Here is a 13,844-nt window from a genome sequence, read left to right on the forward strand (position 1 = left end):
TTTAAACTTGTGGCAAATGTATTACATTGCATTGGACCTTGGAAAATTTATTTGAATAATATGTTGTTCGAAGCTGAAAAACCATTAGCTGAAAGAATGCGACCTCAACGCGTTGCAGATATTGTTGGACAGGATCACCTGGTGGGGAAGACGGTGTACTCAATCGGTTTATTAAAAGGGGTGCTGTACCAAGTATGATTTTATGGGGGCCTCCCGGAGTAGGAAAAACCACAATTGCCGATGTTATCAGTCACGAACTAAGCCTTCCTTTTTATACTTTAAGTGCAATAAGCTCAGGGGTAAAAGATGTCAGGGAGGTGATAGCAAGAGCAAAGAAACAACAAGGTACAATTTTGTTTATCGATGAAATTCACCGATTTAATAAATCCCAGCAGGATGCTTTACTTGCTGCAGTAGAGAAAGGAACCATCACTCTTATCGGGGCCACAACTGAAAATCCAAGTTTTGAGGTTAACGCGGCGTTATTGTCGAGGTGCCAGGTTTATACTTTAAAGCATCTGACAATAGATGATCTTTTGTCTTTACTGGAAAAGGCAATGAAGACAGATGATAAGCTTAAAGGCAAGAATATTAAAATTAAAGAGCATGGCGCGCTGTTAAAATATAGTGGAGGAGATGCCAGAAGGCTATTAAATCTGTTTGAGTTATCTGTTCAAAATTCTACCTCCGAAAATGAGGCTGAGATTACCGATGAGGTTGTAATGAAGGTAGCTCAACAAAAGATGGCTATCTATGATAAGACCGGAGAGCAACATTACGATATAATATCTGCTTTTATAAAGTCAATGAGAGGGAGTGATCCGAATGCAGCACTTTATTATTTGGCCAGAATGATTGAAGGGGGTGAAGATGTTAAATTTATTGCTCGAAGGCTCACGATTTTTGCTTCCGAAGATATTGGTAATGCTAATCCTACAGCCATGGTAATGGCAGTAAATACATTTCAGGCAGTAAGTTTTATTGGGTATCCTGAAGCAGAGATAATCCTTTCTCAATGTGTAGTTTACTTAGCATGTTCTCCAAAGTCGAATGCTTCATATAAAGCAATTAAAGATGCTCGAAAATTTGTTAAGGAAACAGGAGACCTCCCAATTCCTTTACATTTAAGAAATGCACCGACCAAATTGATGAAAGAGCTGGGGTATGGTAAGGAATATAAATATCCTCATGACTTTCAGAATAATTTTGTCTTCGATGAATACTTACCGGATGAAATAAAGGATAAGAAATTTTATGAACCGGGGTTTAATGCCAGAGAAAATGAGATGAGAAAGCGTATGAAGGCTCTCTGGAAAGAGAAATACGGTTATTGACTTAAAGGTTTCCTGCCTACATAGAGAAACTTAAAAGGTCTGAGACTACCAATTCTTGCAATAATTCTGGCTTTAGGAGAAGAAATCAGCTTTTGGATATCATCTAACATATCTATCGTATAAAATAGTCTGATTACTTTCCCATTATCCCCTTTTACTCTTATATAATACTCATTGCTCATATAAATATCAGGGTCATGGCGAGTGGTCAGGTTTTTAGTTATTGGGATTCCTGTGAATTCTACCAGTTTACCTTCACTATTAGCCAGATCGTTTCCTAGTTCAGTAAATGAATTATAAGAGATTTGCCATGGAACCCGTTTATTGAACATGGAATACAATTGAGTGAAAGTCTTAGATAGTCCGGTGAAATACTCTTCTTCTTCAAAATAAGATTTGGTAATATTAGTGATGCTATCTTCAAATGACCTACCATAATGCCATTTCAGGGATTCACCGGTGATCAGAGCAAATTCATTTTCTTCTTTAGAATAAATGTAAAGTACCCCCTGGTCTATAATGTCATTTTTGGTAATTATATTGGAATATAATCTTTTCCCAACCTCATAAATGTCTTCTCCCATTAGTCCATTCAAAGAATAGAATACATATTCAGGAGCATTTTCTTCATTAATACCACGCATAAAGAATTCAAGAGATGAAAATTCTTTCTTTTTAAGCAATTCAGCATTGTCAAAAATATATCCCTCAATTTGAGCCTTTGCGGTAAGAGAAGAAATAAAAAATAAAAAATACAGCCCGACTATTCTGATCATTAATATAATCCTCCGGTTTGAATATAATATTCTTTGTTTAAGATTATAAATTTTGAATGATTTATTTTAAATCTCCGACTACAACTTTAGTCCAATCGTTATTTAAAAGGTATTTTTCTACAGTATTTTTAATATCTGCGGGTGTAATTCGATCAAGATTTTCAAAATAATTATCATAAAAGCCATAATCAAGATCATAAAAATAGAGGCTTTTAAATTTGTCCACGAGTGAATAAGGTGTATTTATAGAAGAAATAAAGTTCCCTTTTAAATAATTTATTACCGTGTCAAATTCAAATTGTTCTACTGATTCGGTAGCCAGTCTTTCCAATTCAGATTGAATTTCTTTTAAAGAATCCTCTGTTTTTTCTCTTATAACATCCGTTCCAACTATCATATAGCCCTCGTCTTCAAGATGCATTAATCTTGAATGAACTCCATAGGTGTACCCCTTATCTTCTCGAAGATTTTTCATTAATCGGCTACCAAAATAACCTCCAAATAATTCATTAGTAACTACCAATTTATAATAATCTTCATGCCCTCGGTCTATAATTGGTAATCCCATTCTTATTGTAGATTGCAGACTATCCGGACGGTTAATTACTATCAGGTCTGTGATCTGTTCTGGCTTTTTAATCTTTGAATTATTTGCCTTAGATACCGGTATTTTCTGCAGATGATCCTGCAGAGTAGTTAAAACATTATCACTTACCTTACCACTTAAAAATATTGCCGGGTTTCTATACATTGTCGGATGAAAGTCTATTAGATCTTCTCTGTTTATAGATTTGATCTCTTCAGGTCCGACAGTACGTCCATAAGGATGATTTTTACCAAAAAGAGAATTTTTGAAAACTTCTGCAGCTTTATATTGATTCTTTTTTCTCTGCTGGGCGATCTGTTCTGCTTTTTGGGTCTGATATCTTTCAAGTTCGTCTTCAGGGAAAGATGGATTTATCCAGACATCAGACATTAGTTCAATAATTTCAGGAAAAAACCTTTCAAGGGTATAGCAAGACATGTGCTGTCTGTCACTCGTATTATTAAAATCCGTAAAAGCTCCGCGGCTGTCAAACCCATCAGAAATCTGGCTGCCGGTACGACTTTTAGTTCCTTCATTTAAAAGAGATAGAGCGGTAGATGCAGCTGCCGGTTTTTGTTCAAATTTTGAACCTGAATCTGTTATGATTTCAATTTTCAACGCTTCCTGAGTATCAGAATGAACAAAAAACACAGGAGTATTTTCAAAAATGAAAGCTTCCTGTGCTTTTATAATGTCCGGCTGAACTAAATCGTTTTTGTATGGTGCTTTAGTTCTGTCAAGCATTTAATAATTTTTAGTCGTTATCAGTGTCCTCTTTTTCGTCGAAGTTATATTGAAGGGTAAATCTTAAAGTCTCAGCAAGTGGGTGGTTCTGAATAGTTGGTATCAAATATGAAAAATCAATTCCAAATTTTTGGTATTCAAGACCAAGACCTAAAGTAAAATATCTTCGGTTTCCTTTCATTTCATTTTCATAGAAATAACCTGTTCGGGCGAAAAACGCATTTCTATAGGCGTATTCCATTCCAAAGGCAATTTGAAATTCCTTCATTTCCTCACTAAAACCACCCGGAGCATCGGCAAATGAACCAAACATTCCGCTTAGTAGTCCCCTGTTAGGATCTTTTCCCTCTCGTATGATTGGATCTCCTGTATTAGGGTCAAAGATTATATTGCCATTTGAATCTCTTTCATAAATAGGAGGAGTAGGAACCATTAATTTATTTAAATCGACTGCAAAAGTAAATTTATTGTAAGGATCTATTTCTATTCCAAAAGAAGTTCCAACTCTCAGATTTGTTGGCAGCCAGTCTCTGTTGTTATCATTAGTGTATGTCATTTTTGAACCAATATTGGTTATAGCTGCGGCAAATATCCAATCAGTTGGTTTTTTCAAAAATGTAATCTCTTTATTATTATAATATCCGATATCAACAGCAACTGAGGTACCCGGTTTGGTGTCAAAAGCGCTATTAGTGAAGTTGCCTGATAAATTCGAATGAATAAATCTGAATGAAGCACCGACACCTCTACCTTCGTTAAGCTTCCGGCTATACACTACATCTATAGCAAATTCACGAGGGCTAAATGTGCCTGACTCAGTACCGTCATCTGTTGCTAAAGGTATATCACCAAGGTCAAAATATTTTAATGAAGCACCTAACGTGTTATTTTGATCAAGTTTTTTATAACCATTAAGGTAATAAAGCCCCATGTCGTTGATGATTTTGCTAAGCCATGGAGAATAGGAAAATGAAAAGCCCATGTCACCTTCCACAAATACAAGTTTTGCAGGGTTCCAATAAGTTGCATTGATATCCGGAGATAATGCTCCTCCGGCATCGCCCATTCCGGATGCTCTTGCATCAGGGCCAATAGTTAAAAAAGGCACTGCAGTAGTTATAACATTCCTGGTTGAATCCTGACCAGCAATGATAGCCCCCTGCGCAAAAGTTGATAAGTTAATTCCTAAAAATATGATTGGAACAAATAGGATTTTTTTCATTGAAAAGTGAGTTATTCTGCGGTTAAATATAGTTAATTCCTCTGTAAAATCATCCGATTATAAATTTCATTTTTGGCCCCATCCCTGTAAGAACGTATGGTAATCCGATAAACGTATACCCCATCCCTGAATTTTTCAGTATTTAAAGGCAAATTTAAGTCAGCTATTTCAAGGCTATTACCTCTACTGATAATATCAGTTGTATAAGTCAGCATGCTTTCTCCCTGTATACTGTATATCTCAATTGAAATGTCAAATAATTCTCCGGGCCTGTTGTGATCGATTACAAAGGTGGTATAATCTTTTACAGGATTTGGATAGTTCCAAGCTTTATAGATCACAATACCATTTTCGTCCTTTACCCTGAAATCTAACTGAACACTTGCAAGGTTATTGAAATTGTCTCGAACTACCAGGGTTAAAGTATGATCTCCTGGTTTAAGGCCTTCCAGTGGTAAAGAAATAGTACCTCTGGTTTCATCATCTGAAACGGCGGTATAGAACTCACTAAGCTCTATGTAAGTCGTATCATCAATTATTGCATGCGGACCAAAATCTAATGATCTATTACTTAAATTAATACCATTTTCATCTGATAATCTTGCGATCATTATGGAGGAAGAAGATACTTCCTGGCCATTTATAAAGTCGGGCGAATTTATATATGCTTTAATTTCAGGAGCTTTTTTATCCAATTGGGGAGAAGGGTTGCTGCCTGAAATTTTTAAATTCGTATAAAATCCTGAAGCGGGGATTCCCTCTGAACTCACAGAATAAAAACTAACCTTTCCATATCCTGTTCGATAATCTATGTTTTTGGAGACTGTGAATTCGAACTCAAACTTGCCATGGACGGCATCAGTTTTTCCTTTGAAAATATAATTATCAGTTGCATTATAGGTGTACGGATCACTTTCATCCCCAAGGGTAGTTCTTGAAACCGGCTGATCAAAGATGTTAATATCTACTTTTCCGTTGAAATCCGCGTCTATTTGATTTGTTGAGGGATCAATAATTTTTCCTGATATTCTTATTTTGGATAGTGCAGATAGTGTATCAGAGTTATTTGAAAGGTTTTTTACTTCCTCAATTTTAATTTCATTTTTGGGAACTGCCGGTTTTATTGCCGGATCGCCTAAAAGCACAAATCCTCTGCTTCCTCGATTGTCCTGATTGAGGTTTTTTGTTTCCTTAAACCATTGACCTAAGGTCATATTTCGGCTATTTCCCTGCCTCAATACTTCCATCAAAGCTTTGTTAACTCTGAAGTTATCAGAAATACTAACCGGTCTGGTGGTCGTTAGCATTGCTATTGCTCCGCCTGCAGGGTTATATAACATTTTCTCAGCCCCGGAGTTTTTAATGGAAAATCGAAGCGTCCATACTCGCAAGTTGCTGTTACGAAAATAGTTAATTTATCAAGGTTGTTTAGCTCTGCAATTGACTCATCATCAAAGAATTCCTCATGACCCAGATTTTCCTCTCTACCATGACCCGTGTAATTAACCATTAATGCACCTTTATTCATCGCATTGATTAGTGCTTCCTTAAATTCAGGAGATCGCTGGCCACTTGGAAGAGATCTTTGAGGATAGTCGTCTAAAGCAAGTTTTTTAATATTCAGAGCAGTTTCTCCTTGTTGAAGAAATGTTCCCAGGTCGTTTATATCTTCAATATGGGCGTTAAAGTCACCGTCGTCTGCAACCATGACCACTTTGTTTTGCCAGGCTGTGGTATCAGTCGGTGAAATCGACTCGTAATATTTTACCTTCTCTAAATAATTCCTCAGAACTTCAGGATCATCAGTAGGAATTCTGCCTATTGATATTTCCATATCATGACCCTGGCCGAATTGTTCACGCCATAATCCTTCACCTTTTTCCAGAAAACCATAATAATCATCAGAAACAAAACTATAAACAGGATCTGTGGAATTATTCGACTGGTAAGAGGAGACTATATCACTTCCCGGACGTTTAATACCCCGGAAATCATATGATGCAGGACCAGCTAACAGTAGGTATTTTAATTTACCACCACCATTATTGTATGCGTGGTAAATATAATTTCGTATAGCTGTCACATCCTTTCTACCTAATCCATAAACGTCATAAATAGATTTTGGAGTAATTATATCAACCTGGAAGTTGTTCTTTTCATTTCTGTATTGAGCGAGATATTGAGCTTCAATCTTAAGTGAAGGGGCAGAAATTATTATGTAATCAGAATGATAGGAAGGAATTGGTTTTATGATTGTACTTTCTGCTGATTCAGGTGGTGGTAATACCTGACTTTCGTTAAAAATAATAAGTCTTTGCCCTTTGACTACATTAATAAAGCAGTTATTGCTTTCGCATTGAGCAGTAATTTCTTTTGGATCATACCAATCATCAATTTCCCAAATCACTGAGTTTTCAGACACTTTTATTGATCCTGATTCAGTAATAAAAGAAGGAATGTTTACAGGAATATAAGTACCTGAATTGTAAGAATAGCTTATTAATCTATCGATGTAAAAACTTCCCTGACCTGAAAATGAAAAATCTACAGTAAATGATTCAGAATTTAATGTGGTTAATTCATATTCTTTATTAAAGGAGATGCCTTTATTAGCATAATTTGCATTAGAAATCTGTGGCAGTGAAATGTTCTCGAGAATTGATCCATTCAATGAAATGTTAACTGTTGATGGATCGGTAGCTGCACTTATAAGTTCTAATCTTAGATTATCCGATGAAATTGATCCTGTATTTATTATGGGTAAGTCGAAAGACCGGGAACTATTAGTAGTAAATAATGGATTAAAATACCAATCTTTTCCAGATATTAACATTTTAAACTCATCATCTTCTTCTATTTTTGCAGTAATCCACTCTGCACTTTCAATAGAATTTCCTTGTGTTTCTTCCTTAGTTATAATCTCAGCATCCGAATTGCCGGAAAAGGATATATAAACGAATGCGCTATCTGCATAAGCACTTTTATTATTAGTGACAGTATTAGTTATCGTAGAATAATAAGTTTTTTCAATTGCCTCTGCAAAAAAGTAAACCTCAGTTCCTTCACTAAATGAAGCCCCTTGATTTTTAATTTTTACAGGGATTTCTCTGGGCAGATTATTTTCATCATCTATTAATTGAGGAAGAGAACCTCCTGGTAAGGCAATTATTTTTAGTTTAGCAGGATTAATGTCGTCAGGATTAATACCACTTGAAATAAGGTATTCTTGATCAATTTTATAAATACCGGTTTCAGGGATATATACTTTAAATATATTTCCTGTGAATATTGAACCAGGTAATTCCTGTCCCAGGATCAATAATGGAAAAAATAATAATATTAAAAAATGATATAATCGATCTAAAAGCCTCATTACCTTCACTTAAATCACTGACTACTGGCTAATTGATTTTCCAGTATTGACATTATTATATACGCCAAAAACACAAATGGTATACCTTTAACCCCCAAAATTACTAAAATAATTATACTAAGGAACAATAGCATGTATTTAAAAGCATTGGCTTTCAGGTCATAAGATTTAAATTTAAATGCTATTAAAGGTAGTTTACTAACCAGCATGAAAGAAAAAACAACCGTACTTATCATTAAAAAATGAGGGTTACTAAACCATCCTATCCACTCTTCACTACCATTATTTATAATTAACGGTAAAGAACTAATATATATTGCGTGAGCAGGAGTTGGTAAACCAATAAAAGAATAAGTTTGGGAATCATCGACATTAAATTTTGCCAGCCGAATTGCAGACATTATTGGTATCAGGGCAGATAAATAGGGTACCCATGAATATACCATTACATCATCAATCAGGTGGTACATAATAAATCCGGGTAGTACCCCGAAAGATACTACATCAGCCAGACTGTCCAGTTCTTTTCCTATTGGAGAACTAACTTTTAAAAGCCGTGCTGCAAAGCCATCAAAAAAGTCCATTAATCCAGCAATCCAGATCATGTAAGCTGCCAGATCAAGCCTGTTAGAAAAGGCAAATGATATACCAATTACTCCACAAAAAGATTTAGTGAGGTAATCGTATTTGGGATGTTTTTTACTACCTTTTTTAACAGCATATCAGGCTTTTACAAATGGGTTTGAAACTTTTTCTTTTCCTATTGTTGTGGATTCTCCATGTCCGCAATAAACTGTGACATCCTCGGGTAGTGTATAGAATTTTTCTTTAATTGACTTAGCCAGGGTATCAAAATCTCCACCCGGTAAGTCAGTACGTCCAATGCTGCCATTAAATAGCACATCTCCTCCTAAAAGAACTTTTTCAATTTTATTATACAGTGCAATATGACCCGGTGCATGGCCTGGAACATATAATACTTCAAATAAGTCGTCACCCAGCTCTACGGTATCTCCCTCTTTTAAATAAGAATCCATATCAGTAGATTCATAATTAGCAAATCCATAAGCAGGAGCATATGTTTCTACAGCTTTTAATGTTTCTACATCATTTTCATGTCCCTCTAAATTGACGCTGTATTTTTTCTTAACATATGCATTTCCCAGAACGTGGTCTATATGGCAATGTGTATTAATGAGCTTTTTCACCTGATAATTATTCTGAGTGATAAATTTATCAAGTATCTCCTTTTCTTCTTTTTCATAACAACCCGGATCAACAATCATACAGTCTCCATTATCATTGGCTACTACAAACGTGTTTTCATAAAATGGATTGAAAGTAAAAGTGTGTATTTTCATAGAATTGTTCTTAGCGCTTTGCAAATTTGTGTAATTAATTCACTCCGGAAATATGGGCAAAGATAATAAAAGGATATTAATAATCGGGCAAGGCCTTGCAGGTACAGTTCTCGCTCTTGAATTATTAGATAAAGGTCAGGATGTGACTGTTGTGAATGATCCGGAAATTAAGGGCTCTTCATGGGCTGCCGGAGGCATTATTAATCCAATTACTGGTCGCAGGATGGTTAAAACCTGGAATGCTGATGAACTATTCCCTGTGCTGAAAGATTTTTACAATTCCTGGGAAGCTATTTTAAACTGTAAATTTTATCATCAAAAGAATATATACAGACCTTTTCTTGAATTAAGTGATTTGAATGACTGGCTTGCCAAATATGATGATCCGGAATATCTTGATTATGTCAAAAAAGTAGAAAAAGGACCTATATTAGAGAAGAAATTACAAAACCCGCATGGTGGTCTTCTTTTAAAAAATAGTGGGTATCTCGACATTCCTGTATTTTTAAAAAATGCTCAAAAGTACATTGAGGATAAGGGAACATTAGTAATAAAAGAATTTTTATATCAGGATCTTTTTCACAGTGAAAACCATATTACCTGGAACGGTAAAGAGTATGATGATATAGTGTTTTGTCGCGGAGCCAATGAGAGGCATTCTGAAATTTTTGGTTGGTTACCATTCAGACCCAATAAGGGAGAATTGTTAAATATTAAAATAGATTTGAATATTGATTTTGGAATTACCCGTGGGAAGTTTTTAATGCCTGTAGCAAAGGGGTTTTTCAAATTGGGTGCAACATATGATAACCATTATGATCATGAAGAAAAAACTTTCGAAGCAAAACAAAAAATACTGAATGATCTTAAAAACTTTCTCGATACGGAACCTGAAGTTTCCGATCATTTCGTAGGAATAAGGCCAGCCACTAAGGATAGAAAGCCAATTATCGGAAAACATCCGGAAATAAATAACGTTTTTATTTTTAATGGACTGGGAGCCAAAGGCGTTTCATTGTCTCCATGGTGTGCTAAAGAGTTGTCTGGTCAGATTTTAGAAAATAAACCAATAGATAAACGAGTAAATATCGATCGTTTTTTCTCGTTATTAAGGTAATTGCTTATATTTATTCATATGAAAAAATATCAATTGTTTTTTTTAGTGCTGACTTTTTTTGGAGCAATAAATATCGCAGCCCAGCAAGCTGATGAAGAATTTGGTCAAAACAGACTTCAGTTTAAGACTTTTAATTGGAGATATTACGAAACTGAGAATTTCAACCTCTACTTTTATGACGATGGTAATGAAATAGCCAAGAGTGCGATCGATTACCTTGACTCCGAATTTAATCGTATAAGTGATATTTTAGGATATCTACCTCCTTACAAGACGGATATTTATTTATATAATTCGATTACTGATCTTCAGCAAAGTAATATCGGCATAACCGAAAATGAATACAATGAAGGTGGACAAACTAATTTTAACCGGAATTTTGTTGAGGTTGCATATCAAGGTACACAAACGGAGTTCCATAAAGAATTGTCTTTTCATGTGGCTAATACCTTAATCAATGATATGCTTTTCGGGGTAGCCTTGGAGATATGGTTCAAAACACTTTTTTACTTAATCTTCCTGAATGGTTTAGTGTTGGAGCAGCAAGGTATATCGCTTATGGTTGGGATGAAGAAATGGATGATTATGTCAGGGCATATTTCAGAAAAGATACACAAAAAGAATTTCATCAATTATCCAAGCAGGAAGCAGTTATTTTAGGGCAGTCTGTATGGAATTATATGGTAGAGGAATACGGAAGAATATACATGAGTAACGTATTAAATCTAACCCGTATCAATCGTAATGAACAAAGTAGTATTGCCTATACATTAGGTATTCCGTTCAAACAGTTTCTAAAAGGTTGGGCTGATTACTATAAGCAAATTAATGAGCCAGTCTTAAATGCCTATGGTGATTTACCAGAAGATCCTATTAAAAAAATCAAAAATTCAAAGAAAGGAACATTTACTGATGTAGCGATTAGCCCTGATGGACGAAGACTTGTTTATGTAGAAAACATAAAGGGAAAACATAAAGTAATTCACCGAAATCTGGAAACAGGAAAAGAGAATGTCATAAGCAGGGGAGGACAATATATTATCAATCAGAGGCTGGATGATGAATTACCAAAAATAGCATGGCAGGATTCGATCACGGTGGGAATACTGAGTTCTAAAAGAGGTGTTTCAACGTTAGAAGTTATTAATGTAGAGACCAAAAAGGGTTTTAGCCGATCTACTGATAGATTTTTAAGAATCAATGATTTTAGTTTTAGTCCTTCTGGTAATCAAATCGTTATGAGTGCCAGTGTGAATGGACAGACGGACTTATTTATATTTAATCTTAGACGTAATACTGTAAGAAGAATAAATAACGATAAATATGATGACCTGAGCCCAAGTTTTGTTGAGGGGGAAAGGGCATTGATTTTTTCTTCTAACAGACCTTTAGATTCTTTATCGAATATAAAAGACCTAAACACTTTTAATCTGTATATATGGCCTACTGATAGTTCTTTTTCAAAATCATATGCCCCATTAAAAACTATAAGTAATGATACAAAGCCGATTGCAAGAGGTAAAGAGATAATATACTTAAGTGATCAAAAGGGAGTTACAAATGTATTTTATTTCAATACTGAAACCGGAATAAACAGGCAGTTAACCAAGTTCTCGCATAGCCTTGATGATCTTTCCTATAGCTTCGAAACATCTACTTTGGCTTATTCAGTTGGAGATATGGAAGGTGAGTATATTTATGCTGAACCTGATTTTGATGTCGATATAAATGTATTCACGCCTCAAACACCACGACAGCAGAGGATTCTGGCTAAAATTGTGGCAGATCGGTTAAATGCTCAGCAAGAAAGAGAGCAGGAACAATCTATTGAAGAAACTGAAGTTCTTCCTGATACGACGATCATTTCTACTGATACTATCGATACTGAGCAAGTTCAAGAGGTAGAGCCAGATAAAGAACAGGCGAATATTATTGATACAGATGACTATCAATTTGATCTGACACCTGAACAATCTGATGATTTTCTTGATACGGATGATTATGCTTTTGAGAGAAGTAATAATCAACCAACTCAAAGGAGGCAGCCCGATATACAGGGGAAATCTACATTTTTATCAAACTACAGGAAGTTCAGACGTAAGAGCCAGATTGAAGGGCCGTTTGAATACACTCCGAAGTTTAGTACTAATTTTGTAACTACAACAATTGGTGTAGATCCTTTATTAGGTTTTGGTCTAAAGCTAAAGGGGAATATGTCAGACATTCTGCAGAACCACATTATGAGTGGAGGAGTTTTTCTCTCTTTCAGAGACTTAAAAAGTGGTGGAATCTTCGCAGAATATCAGTATTTGAAACACCTTATAGATTTTAAAGCTGAATACAGGAGAGAAACATTTTTTGTTGATCCTGAAAGTGAATCCGCACAATTAGCTGATGACAGGCATAAATATGTGAAAAATGAGGTGATAATTGGTGCATCCTATCCGTTTAGTGTAAGATCCAGAGTAGAGTTTAATCCCTTCTACCTCAATACACAATTTCATAGCCTCAGTCCTCTATATACGCAGTTTCCTGATCCTGATTTATCGAGGCAGGTCTCGCATTTTGGCGGTTTTAATTTAAGCTATGTATTTGATGATTCAGAAGTATTGGGTCGAAATGCCATTGTGGGAACTCGTGCAAAAGCTGTATTTACCAGTATGAATTCGTTTACAGATAAGGAACAGTCTTTTAATAAAATTACAGTTGATATAAGGCATTATGAAGAAATATTCAGATCGATGACTTTTGCAGTAAGAGGATTCTATGGTCAATATTTCAATAATAAACGAGAAACATTCCTTTTAGGTGGAATGGATAACTGGTTGTTTTTTGATAATGCGGAAAGGCCTAATCAGCAACATCCTTTAAACTTTAATAATTTCGAAGAGAATCAGGATATCTATTTTGTAGATTATATAACCTCATTGAGAGGATTCGATTATAATACCTTTAATGGATCGAAGGTAGCATTATTTAATGCTGAGCTAAGAATTCCTATTGCCAGAGTATTGTATAGAGGTTTTATAGGATCTAATTTCGTAAGAAACTTCTCATTTGTTGGCTTCTATGATATAGGTACAGCCTGGACATCAATTAGCCCGTTTGATGATGAAAGTGAACAAAATGTAGACATAATTACTACTGGACCGAATGGTCCTTTTGTAGCAAGAGTGCAGAACTTTTCAAATAAATGGCTTTATAGTTGGGGTGCAGGAGCAAGAACCGTATTTCTCGGTTATTACATTAAATTTGATGTAGCCTGGCCAACTATTAATTATACGGTCCAGGATCCGAAATTTTATTTTACACTAGGCTACGACTTTTAAAT

Annotated in this window: 7 protein-coding genes and 2 pseudogenes; 3 read left to right on the top strand and 6 right to left on the bottom strand. The window is 35.2% G+C overall.

What is annotated here, in order from left to right; all coding sequences use genetic code 11:
* The first annotated feature begins 60 nt into the window (after nucleotides 1-60).
* Nucleotides 61-1,334, top strand: a pseudogene (locus DCC35_RS05970) (replication-associated recombination protein A).
* Here DCC35_RS05970 and DCC35_RS05975 read toward each other — a convergent pair.
* The 6 genes and pseudogenes from DCC35_RS05975 to DCC35_RS06005 all read right to left on the bottom strand — a co-directional run bounded on the left by DCC35_RS05975 (nucleotide 1,328) and on the right by DCC35_RS06005 (nucleotide 9,396).
* Nucleotides 1,328-2,110: a TPM domain-containing protein gene (locus DCC35_RS05975; protein ID WP_137089923.1), complete on the bottom strand. Its 783-nt coding sequence runs from the start codon at nucleotides 2,108-2,110 to the stop codon at nucleotides 1,328-1,330. The pseudogene DCC35_RS05970 and the gene DCC35_RS05975 overlap by 7 nt on opposite strands.
* A gap of 61 nt (nucleotides 2,111-2,171) precedes the next feature.
* Nucleotides 2,172-3,440: a M16 family metallopeptidase gene (locus DCC35_RS05980; RefSeq protein ID WP_137089924.1), complete on the bottom strand. Its 1,269-nt coding sequence runs from the start codon at nucleotides 3,438-3,440 to the stop codon at nucleotides 2,172-2,174.
* A 10-nt stretch (nucleotides 3,441-3,450) separates the two neighbouring features.
* Nucleotides 3,451-4,662, bottom strand: a complete 1,212-nt coding sequence (porV, locus tag DCC35_RS05985) for a type IX secretion system outer membrane channel protein PorV (protein WP_137089925.1) — start codon at nucleotides 4,660-4,662, stop codon at nucleotides 3,451-3,453.
* Between the two features lie 32 nt (nucleotides 4,663-4,694).
* Nucleotides 4,695-8,035: pseudogene (gene porU, locus DCC35_RS05995) on the bottom strand (type IX secretion system sortase PorU).
* 14 nt (nucleotides 8,036-8,049) lie between these two features.
* A complete protein-coding gene (gene pssA / locus DCC35_RS06000) occupies nucleotides 8,050-8,688 on the bottom strand; it encodes a CDP-diacylglycerol--serine O-phosphatidyltransferase (RefSeq protein WP_317129014.1) in 639 nt (212 codons plus the stop codon).
* A 69-nt stretch (nucleotides 8,689-8,757) separates the two neighbouring features.
* On the bottom strand, nucleotides 8,758-9,396 hold the full coding sequence (locus DCC35_RS06005; RefSeq protein ID WP_137089928.1) for an MBL fold metallo-hydrolase: 639 nt from the start codon (nucleotides 9,394-9,396) through the stop codon (nucleotides 8,758-8,760).
* 52 nt (nucleotides 9,397-9,448) lie between these two features.
* Here DCC35_RS06005 and DCC35_RS06010 point away from each other — a divergent pair, with 52 nt between their 5' ends.
* Nucleotides 9,449-10,513 carry an NAD(P)/FAD-dependent oxidoreductase gene (locus tag DCC35_RS06010; RefSeq protein WP_137089929.1) on the top strand — a complete coding sequence of 355 codons (1,065 nt, stop codon included), beginning with the start codon at nucleotides 9,449-9,451 and terminating at the stop codon, nucleotides 10,511-10,513.
* A 488-nt stretch (nucleotides 10,514-11,001) separates the two neighbouring features.
* Nucleotides 11,002-13,842, top strand: a complete 2,841-nt coding sequence (locus DCC35_RS06015; RefSeq protein ID WP_137089930.1) for a PD40 domain-containing protein — start codon at nucleotides 11,002-11,004, stop codon at nucleotides 13,840-13,842.
* Nucleotides 13,843-13,844 lie beyond the last annotated feature (2 nt).

This window comes from Mangrovivirga cuniculi (assembly GCF_005166025.1).
GTDB classification, from domain to species: domain Bacteria; phylum Bacteroidota; class Bacteroidia; order Cytophagales; family Cyclobacteriaceae; genus Mangrovivirga; species Mangrovivirga cuniculi.

What these genes read in the sequence shown, in the direction of transcription:
- DCC35_RS05975 (WP_137089923.1), bottom strand. Translation starts at nt 2,110, where the DNA reads ATGATCAGAATAGTCGGGCTGTATTTTTTATTTTTTATTTCTTCTCTT.
- DCC35_RS05980 (WP_137089924.1), bottom strand. Translation starts at nt 3,440, where the DNA reads ATGCTTGACAGAACTAAAGCACCATACAAAAACGATTTAGTTCAGCCG.
- porV (WP_137089925.1), bottom strand. Translation starts at nt 4,662, where the DNA reads ATGAAAAAAATCCTATTTGTTCCAATCATATTTTTAGGAATTAACTTA.
- DCC35_RS06005 (WP_137089928.1), bottom strand. Translation starts at nt 9,396, where the DNA reads ATGAAAATACACACTTTTACTTTCAATCCATTTTATGAAAACACGTTT.
- DCC35_RS06010 (WP_137089929.1), top strand. Translation starts at nt 9,449, where the DNA reads ATGGGCAAAGATAATAAAAGGATATTAATAATCGGGCAAGGCCTTGCA.
- DCC35_RS06015 (WP_137089930.1), top strand. Translation starts at nt 11,002, where the DNA reads ATGGTTCAAAACACTTTTTTACTTAATCTTCCTGAATGGTTTAGTGTT.